The following is an 18,239-nucleotide window of genomic DNA, read 5'->3' as shown; positions in this document are numbered from 1 at the left end:
GTTTATGACACAGAAACTGCTATTGATGGCGGCAGGCGGCACCGGGGGGCATATGTTCCCGGCGCAGGCCTTGGCCGAAGAGATGCTGCGCAAGGGCTGGCGGGTGAAACTGTCGACCGATGCGCGCGGCGCCCGCTATACCGGCGGCTTTCCTCATACGGTGGAAATCACCGAGGTGTCCTCGGCCACCTTTGCCCGCGGCGGACTATTGGCCAAGGCGCTGGTAGGACCGAAGATCGCCGGGGGCATTGCCAGCATGGCCCTGCAGATGCGGCGTGACCGCCCCGACGCGGTGGTGGGCTTTGGCGGCTATCCGTCGATCCCGGCGCTGGGCGCGGCGGCGCTGCTGGGTCTGCCCCGGATGATCCATGAACAGAACGGTATTCTGGGCCGGGTGAACCAGTTGTTTGCCAAACGCGTGGCGCAGGTGGCCTGCGGCGTATGGCCGACCGAATTGCCTGAGGGTGCCAAAGGCGTGCATGTTGGGAACCCGGTGCGCCGCGCCGTGCTGGAGCGCGCGGGCGCGGCCTATATTCCACCGGGCGATTATCCGATGTCGGTGCTGGTGATGGGCGGCAGCCAAGGCGCGCGCATCCTGTCCGATGTGGTGCCCGGCGCGATTGCAGCCCTGCCCGAAGGGATCCGTCGCCATCTGCGCGTGGCCCATCAGGCGCGCGATGAGGATGGCGAACGCGTCAGCGCCTTCTACGCCGAGCATGGCATTGCAGCCGATGTTCAGCCATTTTTTCATGATGTGCCCGCACGGATGAGCGAGGCGCAGCTGGTGATCTCGCGCTCCGGGGCCTCGTCGGTTGCCGATATCTCGGTCATTGGCCGCCCGTCGATCCTGATCCCATTCGCCGCCGCGGCGGGAGACCACCAGAGCGCTAATGCGCGTGGGCTGGTTGATGCGGGCGGGGCGGTGTTGATCCCCGAAAGCGCCCTTGACGTTCAGGCGCTGTCAGAGCAGATCTCTGCCGTTCTGAGCGCCCCCGACGCGGCCGCCCAGATGGCCCAAGCAGCATTAAGTGTCGGCGTTCCCGATGCCACCAATCGTCTGGTGGCGCTGGTCGAACAGCTGGCGGAGGAAGGATAGACCATGACGCCCGCAACCAAATTGCCAGGAGATGTTGGCCCGATCCATTTTGTCGGTATTGGCGGCATCGGCATGTCCGGCATCGCCGAGGTGCTGCTCAACCTTGGCTATGTGGTGCAGGGGTCTGACCTCAAGTCGTCAAAGATCACCCAGCGGCTGGAGAGCCTCGGTGCGCTGGTTTTTGAAGGTCAGCGGGCTGAGAATCTGGAAGACGCCGAAGTCGTCGTGATTTCCTCGGCGATCAAGCCGGGCAACCCGGAACTGGACGAGGCGCGCCGCCGGGGGCTGCCCATCGTGCGCCGGGCCGAGATGCTAGCTGAGCTGATGCGGCTGAAATCCAACATTGCCATTGCCGGCACCCATGGCAAAACCACCACGACCACGATGATGGCCGAGTTGATGGTGGCCGGGAATTTCGACCCCACCGTGGTCAACGGCGGCATCATTCACGCCTATGGATCGAACGCCCGCATGGGGCAGGGCGAATGGATGGTGGTCGAGGCGGACGAAAGCGACGGCACCTTCAACCGTTTGCCGGCGACCATCGCCGTCGTCACCAATATCGACCCCGAGCATATGGAGCATTGGGGTGACTTTGATACTTTGCGCGACGGGTTTTACAACTTCGTCTCGAACATTCCTTTTTATGGTGTCGCGGTCTGCTGTACCGACCACCCCGAGGTGCAGGCGCTGGTGGGGCGGATCACCGACCGCCGCGTTGTCACCTATGGTTTCAACGCGCAGGCGGATGTTCGTGCCGTGAACCTGACCTACAAGGCAGGCGTTGCCCATTTCGACATCCTATTGCAGGCGGAAGGTCAGAAGATCGAAGGCTGCACGCTGCCGATGCCGGGGGATCACAACGTCTCCAACGCCCTGTCGGCAGTGGCCGTGGCGCGCCATCTGGGCATGAAAGGCGAGGAAATCCGCGCTGCGCTGGCGGCATTCGGCGGGGTCAACCGCCGTTTCACCAAGGTGGGCGAAGTGAACGGTGTCACCGTGATCGACGATTATGGCCACCACCCGGTGGAAATCGCCGCCGTGCTGAAGGCCGCGCGTCAGGCGGTTGGCGCTGATAGCAATGCTCGTGTCATCGCCGTGCACCAGCCGCACCGCTATTCACGCCTGTCTTCCCTGTTTGATGATTTCTGCGCCTGCTTCAACGATGCCGATGTGGTCGCCATCGCCGAGGTCTTTGCCGCCGGTGAGGATCCGATTGAGGGCGCCAGCCGCGACGATCTAGTGGCAGGGCTCATCCGTCATGGCCATCGCCACGCCCGCGCGCTGCTGAACGAGGACGATCTGGAGCGTTTGGTGCGTGAACAGGCGCGCCCCGGTGACATGGTCGTCTGCCTCGGCGCAGGTACCATCAGCGCCTGGGCCAACGGGCTGCCCGAGCGGCTAAGCAAAAGCCAATAGCCCCCGCGAAAGGACATTGCCATGGCTGAGCCGCTGAAACGCCGTATTGGCCTTGGTCTTCTGACCGCCTACGGCGTCGGCGTCATGGTCGGGGCCGGGATCTACGTTCTGGTCGGAGCGGTTGTCGCCGACGCCGGGATCTGGGCGCCGCTATCCTTTGTTTTGGCAGGGCTGATCGCCGCGCCCACTGCGCTCAGCTATGCGGAGTTTTCCTCACGCGTGCCCGAAGCTGCCGGAGAGGCAGCCTTTGTCGGGCAGGGGTTTGGCTCGCAGTCCCTTGCCTTGCTGGTGGGGCTGGCCGTGGTTGTGGCCGGAACCGTCTCTGCCGGCGCGGTGCTACGCGGCGGGGCTGGGTATCTGACGGCGGCAACCGGCGTGGATGGAACCCTTGCGATCATCGCCATGGGGTTGGCGCTGGTGGCGGTGGCCGTGATTGGCGTTCTGGAAAGCCTTTCGCTGGCGGCGGTTTTTACCGCGATTGAGCTGACCGGGCTTGCGCTGGTGATCTGGGCCGGTGGCACCGGCGATGTGTCGCCGGATTGGGCCCTGCCGCAGGACCTGCCGGGCCTTACCGTCTGGGCGGGCCTTGGCCTTGGTGCGGTTCTGGCCTTCTTTGCCTTCATCGGGTTTGAAGACATCGTCAACATGGCCGAGGAGGTCTCGGAGCCGACCCGCACCATGCCGAAGGCGATCCTTTTGTCGCTGACCATCACATCGATCATCTATGCGCTGGTCTGCTGGGCTGCGGTTCGTACTGTCCCGGTGGCCGACCTGTCGCAATCCAGCAGCCCGCTGGCACTGGTCTGGCAGACAGCGCGCGGATCGAACCCCGATTTCCTGTCCTATATCGCGGTCTTTGCTGCGCTCAATGGGATCCTGGCGCAGATCGTCATGGCCTCGCGGGTGCTGTTCGGATTGGGCAAACGCAGTCCGGCGCTGGCCCTGTTCCACCACGCCCACCCCCGGTTCGGAACGCCAGTGCTGGCCACGCTGGTATTGGGTGCGGCGGTGATCCTGACGGCCCTGTTCTTCTCGGTGGATCGGCTGGCCGAGGTCACTTCCTCGGTGTTGCTCTCGGTCTTTGTATTGGTGAACCTCGCGCTGATCTTGCAGAAACGCCACGCGCCCGGGGCGCCCTTTCAGGTGCCGATGGCGGTGCCGATTGTGGGGCTTGTTCTGTCCACCATCGCCCTGATTTCAGCCGTGGGAGGTATGTTGTGAGCCTGTCCCTGATCCTTGCCGCGCTTTGGGCGCTGACGGCCAATGTCCTTGCCATGATACCCAGCCGCGACAATCACTGGCGCCGCGCCTATGCACTGATCGCCGTCGGCATCCCGATCCTTGGCTATGTCACCTATGAAAACGGTCCATGGTGGGGGCTGGCGGTGCTGGCCGCAGGGATGAGCGTGTTGCGCTATCCGGTGATCTATCTGGGCCGCTGGCTGCGCCGGGTGGTCCTGCGCGGCTGATGGCGGGTTCTAAGGGGGTATGCGGGGGGATTGGCAGTACTTTCTTCCCATTCGGGTTTGCCTTAAACCCTGCAGGAAACCGAACGAGTGGCACATCATGACCGAAATCACTAAATCCCTTCCTGCCGTGCGTGGACGCCTGACCGAGGGGCGCAGCCTGTCGGAGCTGACCTGGCTGCGTGTGGGCGGGCCTGCGGATGTGTTGTTTCAGCCTGCTGATCGTGATGATCTTCAGGAGTTCCTGCGCGCCCTGCCTGGGGATGTTACGGTCTTTCCCATGGGGGTCGGCTCGAACCTGATCGTGCGGGATGGGGGTATCCGCGCGGTGGTGATCCGGCTGGGGCGTGGCTTCAACCAGATTGAAATCGACGGCGACACCGTGACCGCAGGCGCGGCGGCGCTGGATGCCCATGTGGCGCGCAAGGCGGCTGATGCGGGGCTGGATCTGACTTTCCTGCGCACCATCCCCGGTTCCATCGGCGGCGCGGTGCGGATGAACGCGGGCTGCTATGGCTCTTATACCGCCGATGTGTTCCACACCGCCACCGTGGTGACGCGGGCCGGGGAGCTGCAGATACTTGGCCCGGAAGACCTGAATTTTGCCTATCGCCAGACCACTTTCCCCGAAGGCGCGGTTTTGGTTTCGGCGACCTTCAAGGCGCCCCGGGGTGAGGCGGAGGCACTTCATGCCCGGATGGAAGAGCAGCTGAAGAAGCGCGATGAAACGCAACCTGTCAAGGATCGTTCGGCCGGCTCCACCTTTCGCAATCCGGCGGGGTTTTCCTCGACCGGGAAGGCGGGCGATGTGCACGATCTAAAAGCCTGGAAAGTGATCGAGGATGCCGGTCTACGCGGTGCCCGCCTTGGCGGTGCGCAGATGAGCGAGAAACACCCGAATTTCCTGATCAATACCGGCGATGCCACCGCCGCCGATCTGGAGGCGTTGGGAGAAGAGGTGCGTGGCAAGGTGCTGGAGAATTCCGGCATTACCCTGCAGTGGGAAATCATGCGGATCGGCGAAAACCTGCCGGACTAAAGTGGCGCGAGCCCTGTCAGTGTCACCCGTAATCCACGCCGCGCTGGGCGAGTGTGGGGAATTCGCAATCATTCGCTCCGGCATGATTGTTTTGGCTGGAACGGCGTGTGAAATTCGGGCAAGAAAGAGACATCCATTAAGGTTGGTAAAGAGGACGTTAAGGTCCCGGTAACTCTTTGGGCAGTATGATGACCTATGGGACGTGATTTGCCGCGCCCCACGGCATGATTGCCTTCTGATGCAAGCAAAAGGATCTCTGTCGCCGATGCGGTGGTGATCCCAGAATAATGAACGCGGCCGAATAACGGACGCGAGAAACAGGGGCGTTAAGCCCGATGAATTGAGGCACTTGTGGTGAGTGAGTCGAGCAGGACACTCCCGACAGTGGCGGTATTGATGGGCGGCCCCTCGGCTGAGCGTGAGGTGTCCCTGTCCTCCGGGCGTGAATGCGCCGCCGCGCTAAGGGGCGAAGGCTATCAGGTGATCGAACTGGACGCGGGTCCGGATCTGTGTGCGCAGCTTGAGGCTGCGGCACCTGACGTCGTGTTCAATGCGCTGCACGGTCGCTGGGGCGAAGACGGCTGCGTGCAGGGCCTTCTGGAATGGATGCGTATTCCCTATACCCACTCTGGTGTGCTGGCCTCGGCGCTAGCGATGGACAAACAGCGCAGCAAATCCCTGTTCCGCAGCGTTGGCCTGCCGGTGGTGGCCAGCGAAATCTGCGCCCGCTCTGAGGTCGAGGCGTCCCATGTGATGGCGCCTCCCTATGTGGTCAAACCCAATAATGAAGGCTCCAGCGTTGGAATCTACCTGGTGCATGAGGCCGCCAATGCGCCGCCGAAACTCTCGGACGACATGCCCGATCAGGTGATGGTTGAAACCTATGCCCCGGGGCGCGAGCTGACCGCGACCGTGATGGGCGACAAGGCACTGACCGTGACTGACATTCTGACCGATGGCTGGTACGATTATGATGCGAAATATCAGCCGGGCGGATCACGCCATGTGCTGCCTGCGGATCTGCCGCAGGAGATTTTCGATCTGTGCCTAGAATACGCCAAACGCGCCCATGATGCACTGGGCTGCCGGGGCGTGAGCCGCACCGATTTCCGCTGGGACGAAAGCCGCGGCGCTGCGGGGCTGATCATCCTGGAAACCAACACTCAGCCCGGCATGACGCCGACTTCGCTGGCGCCCGAGCAAGCCGAACATTTCGGCATCACCTTTGGCCAGCTTTGCGCATGGATGGTGGAGGACGCCTCATGCGGTCGCTGATCCGGCGCAAGAGCAAGGAACACAGCGGAGCGTCCGATCCGGCGCCTTCCCGTCTGAAGTACCGATTGCAGCGCTGGATGCTGACGCCAGGGATCCGGTTCGGTCTGCGTGTCGGGGTGCCGATCTGCCTGCTGGCTGCGGCGGGAACCGCGTTTCTGGCGGATGAAGGGCGGCGCGACGCCTTGCAGGGCACGATCAATTCGATCCGCGCCTCGATCGAGGAGCGTCCTGAATTCATGGTCAACGTCATGGCCATCGACGGGGCAGGGACCAGCGTCTCCGAAGATATCCGAGAGGTGGTGCCGCTCGATTTTCCGATCAGCTCCTTCGATCTGGATCTGGGCCAGATCCGCGATGTGATCGAAGGGCTTGACCCGGTCCGCACCGCCAGCGTGCGGATCCGCCCGGGCGGCATTCTTCAGGTCAATGTGGAAGAACGTAAACCGGCGCTGATCTGGCGTAGCCGCGACGGGCTGGCGCTGCTGGATGAAACCGGCGCGCATGTGGCCGAGTTGGGACAGCGGAGGCTGCATCCTGATCTGCCGCTCATTGCCGGGCGTGGGGCCAATCGCGAGGCCGAGGAGGCGATGCGGCTTCTGGCGGCAGCCAGCCCGCTTGGCGACCGGTTGCGGGGGTTGGTACGGGTTGGCGAGCGGCGTTGGGACGTGGTTCTGGATCGCGGTCAGCGGATCCTGCTGCCCGAGGGCAACCCGGTGCAGGCGCTGGAGCGGGTGATCGTGGTCAGCGAGGTCAAGGATCTGCTGGAACGTGATGTCGCCGCCGTGGATATGCGGATCGCGGCGCGGCCGACGGTCCGGATGACAGAAAATGCAGTGGAAAACTGGTGGCGGATCAGGGAAATGAACGGGGGTGGGCTGTAAGATGACGGATCTTTATCAATCGCAGCGTGCCATGCGGCAGATGCGGCGGCAGGCATTGCAGCGCGGTGTCGTGGCCATTCTGGATGTGGGCAGTTCCAAGATTGCCTGTCTTGTCCTGCGATTTGATGGCTCTGCCCAACCTAATGAAGACAGTGCGATCGGGTCGCTTGCCGGGCAATCCGGCTTTCGGGTTGTCGGCGCCGCGACCACCCGCTCGCGCGGGGTGCAGTTCGGCGAAATCTCCGCCATGCAGGAAACTGAGCGAGCCATCCGCACCGCCGTTCAGGCAGCGCAGAAGATGGCAGGTGTGCGTGTCGACCATGTGATCGCCTGCTTCGCCGGGGCCAACCCGCGATCTTACGGGCTGGATGCAAAGGTCGAACTTCAGGCGCAGGAAGTGTCGGAGAACGAGATCGCCCGCGTCCTGGCCGCCTGCGAGGTGCCGGATTACGGCGCCGGGCGTGAAGTGGTCCATGCTCAGCCGGTGAATTTCGCGCTGGATAACCGCTCGGGTCTGTCGGATCCGCGCGGTCAGATGGGGCAGACCCTGTCGGTGGACATGCATATGCTGACGGTGGATTCTGCCACCGTGCAGAACCTGATGCGCTGCATTCAGCGCTGCGACCTTGAACTGGCGGGTATTGCCTCGTCGGCCTATGCCTCGGGCTATGCGGCGCTGGTCGAGGATGAGCAGGAACTCGGCGCGGCCTGTATCGACATGGGCGGCGGGTCGACCTCGATCTCGGTCTTCATGAAGAAACATATGATCTATGCCGATGCGGTGCGCATGGGCGGCGATCATATCACCAGCGACATTTCTATGGGGCTGGGTGTTCCGATGGCCAATGCCGAGCGGATCAAGACCTTTTGCGGTGGCGTTCATGCCACCGGCGCCGACGACCGAGATATGATCGATATTGGCGGGGATACCGGCGACTGGGAGCACGACCGGCGCACCGTCAGCCGGGCCGAGCTGATCGGCATCATGCGCCCGCGGGTCGAGGAGATCCTGGAAGAAGTGCGGGTCCGTCTGGATGCGGCGGGGTTTGAATATCTGCCCAGCCAGCAGATCGTGCTGACCGGTGGCTCCAGCCAGATCATGGGGCTTGATGCCCTGGCCAGTCGTATCCTTGGCCAGCAGGTGCGCCTCGGACGTCCACTTCGCGTCCACGGCCTGCCGCAATCGGCGACCGGGCCGGGTTTTGCCTCGGCCGTGGGGCTCAGTCTCTTTGCGGCGCATCCGCAGGACGAATGGTGGGATTTCGAAATGCCGGTCGACCGCTATCCGGCCCGCTCTCTGCGCCGCGCGGTGAAGTGGTTCAAAGACAATTGGTAAGGCCTGCGCCCACCCCGGTTGAATTTTGGCGACCTGCACCGCACGCGAGGCGATATTGAGCCTGAAAAAAGTCGCCTTTGTGGGCCTTGCCCCCCGTGACAGCGCCGCCCGAAACCGTTAGTTTCGGGTTAACGGACGCATTAAGCGACGAGTCTGAAGGCCGGGCAGTGGCCAGACCGCGATAACTCAGAATAGGAATTCGGTGCCTGTGGGCGTCTGGGTTCTCTGGTGTTTGTGGGGGAGCTGCTATTTAACCGCTAGATCTGTCGTCTTAGGCGAAATACCGCAGATTTCCATGGATCAGGGGCCATATTTTGTAGCCGCCGACGCTTTTTGGGATGACGCGACTCCGAGGCTGCGGTACAATTTCCGCAGAAAAGTCAGGAAAAGGCCCTTGCGGGAGGGCTATCAACACAGGCGGAAAGAGCATGACATTGAACCTTTCGTTGCCCGGACAGGAAGAGCTGAAGCCAAAGATCACCGTATTCGGTGTCGGTGGCGCGGGTGGAAACGCGGTCAACAATATGATCGAGAAGGCGCTGGAAGGGGTCGATTTCGTCGTCGCCAATACGGATGCGCAGGCCTTGCAGCAAAGCGCCTCGAAAAGCCGGATCCAGCTGGGTATCAAAGTCACCGAAGGTTTGGGCGCAGGTGCCCGTCCGCAGGTCGGCTCGGCCGCGGCTGAAGAAAGCATCGAACAGATCGTCGATCATCTGGCCGGGGCGCATATGTGCTTCATCACTGCCGGGATGGGGGGTGGCACCGGTACCGGCGCCGCGCCGATCATTGCGCAGGCCGCCCGTGAGTTGGGTGTTCTGACCGTTGGTGTCGTGACCAAACCGTTCCAGTTCGAAGGCGCCAAGCGTATGCGCCAGGCCGAGGACGGCGTTGAGGCGCTGCAGAAGGTCGTCGACACGCTTATCATCATCCCGAACCAGAACCTGTTCCGCCTGGCCAATGAGAAAACCACCTTCACCGAGGCTTTCTCGATGGCGGACGATGTCCTGTACCAGGGCGTCAAAGGCGTGACCGACCTGATGGTCCGTCCGGGCCTTATCAACCTCGACTTTGCTGACGTTCGTGCCGTGATGGACGAAATGGGCAAGGCGATGATGGGCACAGGCGAGGGCGAAGGCGAAGATCGCGCCATTCAGGCCGCAGAAAAGGCCATCGCCAACCCGCTACTGGACGAAATCAGCCTGCGCGGTGCGCGCGGCGTTCTGATCAACATCACCGGCGCTCACGACCTGACCCTGTTCGAACTGGACGAGGCTGCCAATCGGATCCGCGAAGAGGTGGACCCGGATGCGAATATCATCGTCGGTTCGACCCTGGACACCGAAATGGAAGGCAAGATGCGCGTGTCCGTCGTGGCCACCGGTATCGATGCTTCCGACGTGAACACTGACATGCCGGTTGCACGCCGTCCGATGTCGGCGCCGTTGAAGAAAACCGTCAGCGTTGAAGAAACCCGTGCCGCGCCGCTGGAACTGGACGAGCCGGTTGAACAGCCTGCCGTCGCAGCCACGGAAGCCTCGCACGAGGAGCCGACCCTGTTCGAAGGTCTGGACGCCAGCGCATCGCAGCCCGAAGCAGCCCCGGCTGAGACCGAAGCCTATGATGACGACGGCCTGCCGCCGCCTGCCTATCAGCCGCAGGTTCCGGAGTTCCAGCCGCAGGCCGATGCCGCCGAAGGCGGGGCCGACAGTTTTGTCGCGCCTAAAGCTCCGGCGCCGGGCACGCCGTCGCCCGAGGCCATCGTGCGTCTGCAGGCCGCCGCGCAACGGGCTCAGCCGCAGCAAGCGGCACCACAGCCCGCGCCGCAACCGCAACAGCGCCCGGCCGCCGCAGCTCCGCAACAGCAGCAGGCGCCCGCACCGCAGCAGGAACAGCGTCGCTTTGGCCTGAATTCGCTTATCCACCGGATGACCGGCAGCGCTGCCGAAGGCGGTGAGGCGAAGCCTCAGCCGGTGCGTCAGCAGCCGCAGGCCCCGCAGCACGCGCCGCAGCAATCCGCCGCGCCGCAACCGCAGCAGCAGGCTGATCCGGATCAGGAACGGATCGAAATTCCGGCCTTCCTACGCCGTCAGGCCAACTGATTTTTCAGAATATCTCGTGAAGAGGGTCGCCGTTTGGCGGCCCTTTTTCCTTTTGTTCCAGAAGGTTGCGCGCATCTAGGCAGTGTTTTGCCTATTCGTTACAGGGATGTTTCAATCCGTTACAAAGATTGAGTTGAGCCCGCGTGCCCGTTTCCTTACCTATCATCGGCAACACGGCCCCAGATGGCCGGACCCAGAAGAAAGAGGCACAAGGTGCAGAATACCCTGAAAGCATCGGTGATATTTGAAGGCGCTGGCCTGCATTCCGGCCAGCCTGCGCGGATGGTTCTGAAACCGGCTGCGGCGGATCATGGCATCCGTTTCAAACGGACCGATATCGCTTTGGGCAATTCTGTCATCCCGGCCCGCTGGGACTATGTGGAGCGCACTGCCCTGTGCACCCGTCTGGTCAACGCCGCCGGTGTGTCGGTATCTACCGTTGAGCACGTGATGGCCGCACTGGCTGGTTGTGGTGTGCACAACGCCCTGATTGAAATCGATGGACCCGAAGTGCCGATCCTTGATGGCTCCTCGGCGCTGTTTGTGCGCGGGATCATGCAGAAAGGCGTGCGTCGCCTGTCTGCTCCGGTGCAGGTTCTGCAGGTTCTGAAAGAGGTCAGCGTCGAAAAAGATGGCGCAAAGGCGACCATTCTGCCCTGCGACCGGCTGATGATCGAATTCCACATCGATTTCGCCGAACAGGCGATTGGACGTCAGAGCAAGACGTTGGACCTGCGCAATGGGGCCTTTGCCCGCGAGCTGTGCGACAGCCGTACATTCTGCCGCCGCGCTGATGTCGAGGCGATGCAGGCCAATGGTCTGGCTCTTGGCGGTGTGCCGGGCGAGAACGCTGTTGTTTTCGATGGGGAAGAGGTCGAAAGCGGCGAAGGTCTGCGCCATTCGGATGAGCCGGTCCGTCACAAGATGCTGGACGCGCTGGGTGACCTGGCGCTGGCCGGTGCGCCGCTGATGGGGCGCTATATCGGTGAGCGTGCTGGTCATGCCCTGACCAACACCCTGCTGCGGGCGCTGTTCGCAACCCCCGGCGCGGTGCGTCTGGTAGAGTGTGATGCGGCTATGGTAGCCCGCCTGCCGGGGCAGGGGCTGGTTTGGGGGGAAATCCCCGCAGCCATCCGCAAGGTCGCCTGATCCCTGCAGGGATCAGCGCAATCATCAGGACACCGATGGAAGACAGACAGGGGCACTTAGGTGCCCTTTTTCATTTGTCCCTGTGGTCCGGCACCCACCGCTGGGGCGCCGCAGGCTTGACCCGGGCCGACAATCTCTGCCAAGTGAGGGCGAAGTGGGTTAAAGGCGTTTTGCACGCCAATTGAATGTGCTAGACCGGGTATAACCGGGGTGGACACCCGCGAGTCAAATGCGGTGAGGTAAGGCAAAGATGATCGGCATCAGGGCAGGAGCCAAATGGATCGGTGCGGTTGTTCTGATGGCTGCATTGTCGGGCTGCGGCGGCGACGGTGGCGCGGCCGAAAAGGCAGGCGCGCTGGACGGCTATACCCCCAAACAGATCTTTGAACGCGGCGAGTTCGAACTGGAACGCCGTCGTTCCAAGGACGCGGCCTTTTACTTCTCCGAGATCGAGCGCCTCTATCCCTATTCTGAATGGGCGAAACAAGCGCTGATCATGCAGGCCTTTTCCTATCACCGTGCCAAGGATTACGAAAACAGCCGCGCCGCCGCGCAGCGGTTCATCGATTTCTACCCCACCGACGAAGACGCCGCCTATGCGCAATACCTGCTGGCGCTCAGTTTCTATGACCAGATCGACGAAGTCGGTCGCGATCAGGGGCTGACCTTTCAGGCGCTGCAGGCTTTGCGCACCGTGATCGAGGTTTACCCTGACAGCGAATATGCCAACTCGGCAATCCTGAAATTCGATCTGGCTTTCGACCATCTGGCGGGGAAGGAAATGGAAATCGGGCGCTACTACCTGCGCCACAAACACTACACGTCGGCGATCAACCGCTTCCGTGTGGTGGTGGAGGATTTCCAGACCACCAGTCACACCCCCGAGGCGCTGCACCGTCTGGTCGAGGCCTATCTGTCGCTTGGTCTGGTCGATGAGGCGCAGACCGCCGGCGCGATCCTGGGGCACAACTATCAATCGACAGAGTGGTACGAGGACAGCTATAAACTGCTGACGTCGCAGGGTCTGAAGATGCGTGACCGGGGGAACAACTGGCTGAGCCAGATCTATCGCCAGTCGATCAAGGGCCAGTGGCTGTAACAGCGTTTGCAACGGAGCAAAGTAATGCTGCGCGCGCTTGATATCCGCGATATTCTGATTATCGACCATCTGGAGCTGAACTTTCAGGCCGGTCTCAACGTGCTGACCGGCGAAACTGGCGCCGGTAAATCGATCCTTCTCGACTCACTTGGCTTTGTACTGGGCTGGCGGGGGCGCGCCGAACTGGTGCGTCAGGGCGCCTCGCAGGGCGAGGTGGTGGCGGAATTCGAACTGTCCGAGGGCCATCCGGCCCACGCGGTTCTGGAAGAGGCAGGCCTGCCTGCCGGGCGCGAACTGATCCTGCGCCGCGTCAATACTGCCGAGGGCCGCAAGACGGCCTGGGTGAACGATCGGCGCTGCTCGGGAGAGGTGCTGCGCGCCCTGTCGGAAACTCTGGTGGAACTGCATGGCCAGCACGATGATCGAGGCCTTCTGAACCCCAAGGGCCACCGTAGCCTGCTGGATGCCTTTGCCGCGGTGCCGGACCTGCTGTTGCAGACCCGTGCGGCCTGGGCGACGGCCGCCAAGGCCCGCAAGACGGTGGAGGCCACCCGCGCCGCACTGGATGCGGTGCGCGCCGAAGAGGAATTCCTGCGTCACGCCGTTGAGGAACTGGACAAGCTGAACCCGGAGCCAGGCGAGGACGAGACGCTGGATGCGCGCCGCCGCCAGATGCAGGGGGCAGAGCGGGTCCGCGGCGATATCGCCCGTGCTCATGCGCTGCTGAGCGAGGGGGCCGATCCGTCGCTGGGCGAGGCGCAGCGCTGGCTGGAAGGTGTTGAGGGCGCCGAGGAGATCGGGCTGACAGAGCCGCTGGCGGCGCTCAGCCGGGCGATGATTGAACTGGGCGATGCGCAGGATGGCGTCGAACGGGTTCTCTCGGCGCTCGATTTCAATCCAGGCGATCTGGAAGATTGCGAAGAGCGACTGTTTGCGATCCGTGCCTTGGCGCGCAAGCATGACGTTCTGCCTGATGATCTGGCCGCCTATGCCGATACCCTGCGCGAAAAACTGGCGGCACTGGATGCAGGCGACAAGGATCTGGCCGATCAGGAGGCCGCACTGCGTAACGCCGAGGCGGCTTATGCAGCGGCTGCAGAGACGCTGAGTGCCGCGCGCCGTGACAGCGCGCTGGCGCTGGACACAGCGGTGATGGCTGAACTGGCGCCCCTCAAGATGGAGCGCGCGGTTTTTGAAACCCGGATCACCGCAGGCGCCCCGGGCCCGGAGGGCCACGACGATGTTGCCTTTACCGTGGCGACCAATCCCGGTGCCCCGGCGGGGCCGCTCAATAAGATCGCCTCGGGCGGGGAACTGAGCCGCTTCCTGCTGGCCCTGAAGGTCTGCTTGCGCGGTGAGGATCGCGACAAGACGCTGATCTTTGACGAGATCGACCGCGGGGTCGGTGGTGCCACTGCTGATGCGGTGGGGCGGCGCCTTAAATCCCTTGCCTCGGGCGGGCAGGTGCTGGTCGTGACCCATTCGCCGCAGGTCGCTGCCCAGGGCGCGCATCACTGGCGGGTGCAGAAACGCGTCACCGATGGCATGACCCTGTCCGAGGTGGTGCCGCTGAGCGAGACGGAACGGGTGGATGAAATCGCCCGGATGGTGTCTGGCGATACCATCACCAAAGAAGCGCGCGCCGCCGCCGGAGCCTTGCTGACCGGCTGACGCACGGGTCACGGTCCTGTGTGCTCAGTGTTGGTGGTTTGGCAATTTTTCTCTGCTTTGAGGGGGGCAGGAAACTGAAGGCGAACAATGAAGCATAATTCCCGGACCGGGGCAAAGGTGCTGGCGATGCAGGGTCTTGCATGGCTGCGAGATGTCTGGCGTATTCTTTTGCATCGCGGGCCAAGCCAGTTTCAATTCTGGATGATCGCCTTGCTAATCGGTATCTCGGCCGGTTTTGCGGCCTTGCTGTTCCGAAAGGGGATTACCGCCCTTCAGGCTTGGATCTATGGCGCCGAGGATATTCATTTTCTGCACAGTTTCGCGCAGGATCTGCCGTGGTACATGCTGCTGGTGATCCCCACCGTGGGTGGGCTGGTCGTCGGAATCATCCTGCACAATTTCACCCCCGATGGGCGGGTGCGTTCGGTTGCCGATGTGATCGAAGGGGCGGCAATGCGCAATGGTCGCGTCGAAATCCGCGCCGGGCTTGGGTCGGCCATGGCGTCCTTCCTGACGCTGTCGACCGGCGGATCGGCGGGGCGCGAAGGGCCAGTGGTGCACCTTGCAGGCGTCATTTCCAGCTGGGTCAGCGACCGGATCAAGGCCGATGGCATCACCGGGCGCGATCTTTTGGGCTGTGCGGTGGCAGCGGCAGTTTCTGCGAGCTTCAACGCGCCTATCGCCGGTGCGCTGTTCGCGCTTGAGGTTGTGTTGCGGCATTTTGCTGTGCATGCCTTTGCGCCCATCGCCATCGCCTCGGTCGCGGGCACGGTGATCAACCGGTTGGAATATGGCGATGTCACGGAATTCACGCTGACCACGCCGGGCGCCTTGCAGTTCTATGTCGAGCTACCTGCCTTTTTGATGCTCGGGCTGATTTGTGGACTGGTGGCCGTGGTGCTCATGCGCTCGATTTTTTGGGCAGATCGAGTGGGAACCGATATCCAGACAGCTCTATCGATCCCGCGCTGGCTGCGCCCGGCGGTCTCTGGCTTTCTTCTGGGGGCGATTGCGATCTGGTTTCCGCATATCATCGGGGTTGGCTATGAGACGACGGTGCTGGCGCTTACCGGTGGGTTGGTGTTGTCGCAGGCCATCCTGTTCACCGTGGTGAAAACCGCTGCCGTGGCCATCACCATGGGTGGGCGCATGGGGGGCGGGGTGTTTTCACCGTCGCTGATGATCGGGGCGATGACCGGCCTGTCCTTTGGGCTGATCGCGACCTCGGTCCTGCCGGAAGTGTCAGGAACGCATACGCTTTATGCCTTTGCGGGCATGGGGGCGGTCGCGGCAGCCGTTCTAGGGGCGCCGATCTCTACCACGCTGATCGTATTCGAGCTGACCGGAGACTGGCAGATCGGCCTTGCGGTCATGGTGTCGGTCTCCCTGTCGACGGCGCTGGCCTCGCGGCTGGTGGACCGGTCGTTCTTCCTGACCCAGCTGGAGCGGCGTAATCTGCATTGCGCGGCCGGGCCGCAGGCCTATCTGCTGGCGCTGCTGCAGGTGGGGGGATTGATGCGGCCGCTGGGGGATCCGCGCTGCGCCACGCCAGAGGACTGCGCGCCGCTGATTGATCAGGGACTGATGCTGCGCCCCGATCAGTCGCTGGAGGCGGTGCTGCCGGTGTTCGACCGGGCGGATGTGCCATTCTTGCCGGTGGTTGCTCCGGATGACGTGCCCGCGCCGAGCGATGCTGAGCAGCAGGGCCGCCTTCTTGGGGTGCTCTACCACGTGGATGCGCTGAAGGCCTATAACCGCGCCCTAGTGGCAACGGCTGCAGAGGAACACAGCTAAGACCCGGGGGCGGTGCTGGTGTGCCTCAGCTGGCGGGCTGTTTCAGGGTTTCGGTGAGAATCTCACGTAGCCATGCCAATCGGGATGATCCATCGAACCGGCGATGCCAGACCAGATCAAATTCTGCATCCGGAACGCTCAGCGGTAGCGGAGAACTGCTGAACCCCCGGAACGCAGAATTTATTAGCATGGCCGGCAGGGTGGCAACCGTGTCGGTGCCACGGATCACCTCGGCCAGCAGCCAGACATTCGGCACGCTGACGGCAATGTCGCGTGACAGGTTGAGGGCCTCCAGCGCGCTCTGCACGGTGCTTTTGTAGGGGCCGCCGAAATCCAGCGTGGCATGGCTGGCGCCAGAGTAGTCGTAGACGTCCTTTACCGGTCCGCGCACCTCAGGATCGTAAAAGACCCGGAATCCCTCGGAGAAAAGATGCGCATGGCACAGGGTCGCGGGATAGACTTCGGGGCGGGGGGCAATGGCAAAATCGGCAATCCCACGCTCCAGCAGGTTTTCGGCATTCGCGCTGGGGCCAAGCTCGCGGAACACCATGCGTTTTCTGGGAACTTCCTGCCAGATGCGCGTGCAGGTTCGGTTGACCTCGGGGACAAGAACGCCACCGTTGGTGGCGATCACAAACGGATCGGGGTCATTGGCGGGGACGTATTCCCCATGGTCCACCAGCGCATCCATCTGGGCCAACAGGCGTCGGACCTTGGGCACCAGGCGTTCCGCGCGTGGGCTGGGAACGATCCCGCGCCCGGCCTGCACGAACAACTTGTCGCCTATGATGCAGCGCAGTTTTTCCAGGTTGTGACTGACGGTGGATTGGCTGATGTTCAGCTGCTCAGCGGCCTTGCTGACGGACATTTCATCGTAAACTGTTAAAAAGACCCGAAGCAGGCGACCACTCAACTGAGATGTATCTACGTCACGCATTTATTAATTTTTTCTTTCGCTGGATTGGATGAACCGTTTTTTTAAGTAAAGTTAACGGCAACGGGCGTAAATGGGGTGCGGAAGGGAAGATATGCGTACTTATAAATTCGACCCGAAAGAGGTCGAAGTACAAAACAAAACGAGCGAGCAGGACAAAGAACAGGCGGCCCTCGAAGCGTTGGTCAACTACGCAATCGAATGCGCCAGAGACGCAAATGTCTTTGGGTCGGGGGAAGCGCTTGAACAGGCAAAACGGCATTTGGTCCGTTCTGTACTGTTGTAGGGCTGATCTGCTTTCAGGCTGTTGGGCCACTTTGAAATCCTGATATCGGGGCGGTCCTGATGGGCCGCTTTGACCGGCCGTGTGCGCCGGAATAGGTGCCGATCGTGATCTAGCTTCGAACCCCTTATTGGCAAGGGCACGGAAGTATAGGCGGTCCACAATTTTGTATAATTGTTAATGATACGCGCAGGTCGCGCGGTACCGCTGTCGGTCAGTTTAAATTTAATGATTGCAATCGGTTCTTCATCGCTTTGAAAACGGCACAGCGCCGGTAAAACGCTGTGCCGCCTAGAAGCTGTGGCGTAAAAGGCGGCCCTGCTGGCCCGGCAGATTCAGATCTGTTCGATCTTCACCGAGTCACTGGGATAAAACGCCAAATAGCCTTTTATTTCGCCCACGTTACTGATTGGGTCTTCATAGCTCCAGACAGCGTCTTCGGTCACCGAGGATTTGTTCACGATGGAAAAATAGGAGGCATCACCCTTGTGCGGGCAATGCGTCGTCTTGCTGCTGGGATCGAGAAAGGCCATGGCGATGTCTTCGCGCGGGAAATAGATGACCGGCGCATGACCCTCTTCGCTCAGCTCCAATGCGCGGTTGGTTTCGCCCAGAACGGCCCCGCCCGAGCGCACCACCCAGGTGCCATCTGCTTTGCGAATTCGGATCTTGCTCATGTGATTTTCCCCATCTCGTCA

Annotated in this window: 16 protein-coding genes; 14 read left to right on the top strand and 2 right to left on the bottom strand. The window is 62.2% G+C overall.

Annotated elements, in window-relative coordinates:
* The first annotated feature begins 4 nt into the window (after positions 1–4).
* From SM766_RS08725 to SM766_RS08665, 13 genes are all read left to right on the top strand, one after another.
* Positions 5–1,096, top strand: a complete 1,092-nt coding sequence (locus SM766_RS08725) for a UDP-N-acetylglucosamine--N-acetylmuramyl-(pentapeptide) pyrophosphoryl-undecaprenol N-acetylglucosamine transferase (RefSeq protein ID WP_368947540.1) — start codon at positions 5–7, stop codon at positions 1,094–1,096.
* Between the two features lie 3 nt (positions 1,097–1,099).
* Positions 1,100–2,515 carry a UDP-N-acetylmuramate--L-alanine ligase gene (gene murC / locus SM766_RS08720; protein ID WP_065273049.1) on the top strand — a complete coding sequence of 472 codons (1,416 nt, stop codon included), beginning with the start codon at positions 1,100–1,102 and terminating at the stop codon, positions 2,513–2,515.
* A gap of 21 nt (positions 2,516–2,536) precedes the next feature.
* Complete coding sequence (locus tag SM766_RS08715; RefSeq protein WP_368947539.1) at positions 2,537–3,736, top strand: APC family permease; 1,200 nt, start codon at positions 2,537–2,539, stop codon at positions 3,734–3,736.
* Positions 3,733–3,984, top strand: coding sequence for a DUF2484 family protein (locus SM766_RS08710; RefSeq protein WP_368947538.1), 252 nt, complete (start codon positions 3,733–3,735; stop codon positions 3,982–3,984). Before SM766_RS08715 ends, SM766_RS08710 begins: the two co-directional genes overlap by 4 nt.
* A gap of 97 nt (positions 3,985–4,081) precedes the next feature.
* Complete coding sequence (gene murB / locus SM766_RS08705; protein WP_368947537.1) at positions 4,082–5,020, top strand: UDP-N-acetylmuramate dehydrogenase; 939 nt, start codon at positions 4,082–4,084, stop codon at positions 5,018–5,020.
* A gap of 354 nt (positions 5,021–5,374) precedes the next feature.
* Positions 5,375–6,295, top strand: coding sequence for a D-alanine--D-alanine ligase (locus tag SM766_RS08700; protein WP_368947536.1), 921 nt, complete (start codon positions 5,375–5,377; stop codon positions 6,293–6,295).
* A complete protein-coding gene (locus SM766_RS08695; protein WP_368947535.1) occupies positions 6,283–7,176 on the top strand; it encodes a cell division protein FtsQ/DivIB in 894 nt (297 codons plus the stop codon). The genes SM766_RS08700 and SM766_RS08695 overlap by 13 nt, the downstream gene beginning before the upstream one ends.
* A 1-nt stretch (position 7,177) precedes the next feature.
* Complete coding sequence (gene ftsA / locus SM766_RS08690) at positions 7,178–8,512, top strand: cell division protein FtsA (protein ID WP_368947534.1); 1,335 nt, start codon at positions 7,178–7,180, stop codon at positions 8,510–8,512.
* 428 nt (positions 8,513–8,940) lie between these two features.
* The gene (gene ftsZ / locus SM766_RS08685) at positions 8,941–10,611 is read left to right on the top strand and encodes a cell division protein FtsZ (RefSeq protein WP_368947533.1); all 1,671 of its coding nucleotides are present in this window, start codon (positions 8,941–8,943) and stop codon (positions 10,609–10,611) included.
* Between the two features lie 213 nt (positions 10,612–10,824).
* Positions 10,825–11,760: a UDP-3-O-acyl-N-acetylglucosamine deacetylase gene (lpxC, locus tag SM766_RS08680; RefSeq protein ID WP_368947532.1), complete on the top strand. Its 936-nt coding sequence runs from the start codon at positions 10,825–10,827 to the stop codon at positions 11,758–11,760.
* 250 nt (positions 11,761–12,010) lie between these two features.
* Entirely contained in the window at positions 12,011–12,859 is an 849-nt protein-coding gene (locus SM766_RS08675) for an outer membrane protein assembly factor BamD (protein WP_274868141.1), read from the top strand.
* A gap of 24 nt (positions 12,860–12,883) precedes the next feature.
* Positions 12,884–14,530 (top strand): DNA repair protein RecN, encoded by a 1,647-nt coding sequence (gene recN, locus SM766_RS08670; protein WP_368947531.1) that lies wholly within the window; start codon positions 12,884–12,886, stop codon positions 14,528–14,530.
* Positions 14,531–14,617: 87 nt separating this feature from the next.
* Positions 14,618–16,324 carry a chloride channel protein gene (locus SM766_RS08665; RefSeq protein WP_274833481.1) on the top strand — a complete coding sequence of 569 codons (1,707 nt, stop codon included), beginning with the start codon at positions 14,618–14,620 and terminating at the stop codon, positions 16,322–16,324.
* Positions 16,325–16,349: 25 nt separating this feature from the next.
* On the opposite strand, the gene SM766_RS08660 is transcribed toward SM766_RS08665, so the two are convergent.
* Positions 16,350–17,261, bottom strand: a complete 912-nt coding sequence (locus SM766_RS08660) for a LysR family transcriptional regulator (protein ID WP_274828898.1) — start codon at positions 17,259–17,261, stop codon at positions 16,350–16,352.
* Between the two features lie 91 nt (positions 17,262–17,352).
* Here SM766_RS08660 and SM766_RS08655 point away from each other — a divergent pair, with 91 nt between their 5' ends.
* Positions 17,353–17,544, top strand: a complete 192-nt coding sequence (locus SM766_RS08655; protein ID WP_065273789.1) for a hypothetical protein — start codon at positions 17,353–17,355, stop codon at positions 17,542–17,544.
* A 332-nt stretch (positions 17,545–17,876) separates the two neighbouring features.
* Here the strand turns inward: SM766_RS08655 and SM766_RS08650 are convergent, their stop codons facing one another.
* Positions 17,877–18,218, bottom strand: coding sequence for a DUF427 domain-containing protein (locus tag SM766_RS08650; RefSeq protein ID WP_368947530.1), 342 nt, complete (start codon positions 18,216–18,218; stop codon positions 17,877–17,879).
* Positions 18,219–18,239: the final 21 nt, after the last annotated feature.

The organism is Pseudophaeobacter sp. A-200-2 (assembly GCF_041008815.1).
Taxonomy (GTDB): Bacteria; Pseudomonadota; Alphaproteobacteria; order Rhodobacterales; family Rhodobacteraceae; genus Phycobacter; species Phycobacter gallaeciensis_A.
The sequence above is the reverse complement of the archived record's forward strand: the minus strand, read 5'-3'. Positions and strand labels throughout refer to the sequence as shown.

Coding starts and splice junctions, on each gene's coding strand:
- SM766_RS08725 (WP_368947540.1), top strand. CDS start 5: ATGACACAGAAACTGCTATTGATGGCGGCAGGCGGCACCGGGGGGCAT.
- murC (WP_065273049.1), top strand. CDS start 1,100: ATGACGCCCGCAACCAAATTGCCAGGAGATGTTGGCCCGATCCATTTT.
- SM766_RS08715 (WP_368947539.1), top strand. CDS start 2,537: ATGGCTGAGCCGCTGAAACGCCGTATTGGCCTTGGTCTTCTGACCGCC.
- murB (WP_368947537.1), top strand. CDS start 4,082: ATGACCGAAATCACTAAATCCCTTCCTGCCGTGCGTGGACGCCTGACC.
- SM766_RS08695 (WP_368947535.1), top strand. CDS start 6,283: ATGCGGTCGCTGATCCGGCGCAAGAGCAAGGAACACAGCGGAGCGTCC.
- ftsA (WP_368947534.1), top strand. CDS start 7,178: ATGACGGATCTTTATCAATCGCAGCGTGCCATGCGGCAGATGCGGCGG.
- ftsZ (WP_368947533.1), top strand. CDS start 8,941: ATGACATTGAACCTTTCGTTGCCCGGACAGGAAGAGCTGAAGCCAAAG.
- SM766_RS08675 (WP_274868141.1), top strand. CDS start 12,011: ATGATCGGCATCAGGGCAGGAGCCAAATGGATCGGTGCGGTTGTTCTG.
- recN (WP_368947531.1), top strand. CDS start 12,884: ATGCTGCGCGCGCTTGATATCCGCGATATTCTGATTATCGACCATCTG.
- SM766_RS08665 (WP_274833481.1), top strand. CDS start 14,618: ATGAAGCATAATTCCCGGACCGGGGCAAAGGTGCTGGCGATGCAGGGT.
- SM766_RS08660 (WP_274828898.1), bottom strand. CDS start 17,261: ATGCGTGACGTAGATACATCTCAGTTGAGTGGTCGCCTGCTTCGGGTC.
- SM766_RS08655 (WP_065273789.1), top strand. CDS start 17,353: ATGCGTACTTATAAATTCGACCCGAAAGAGGTCGAAGTACAAAACAAA.
- SM766_RS08650 (WP_368947530.1), bottom strand. CDS start 18,218: ATGAGCAAGATCCGAATTCGCAAAGCAGATGGCACCTGGGTGGTGCGC.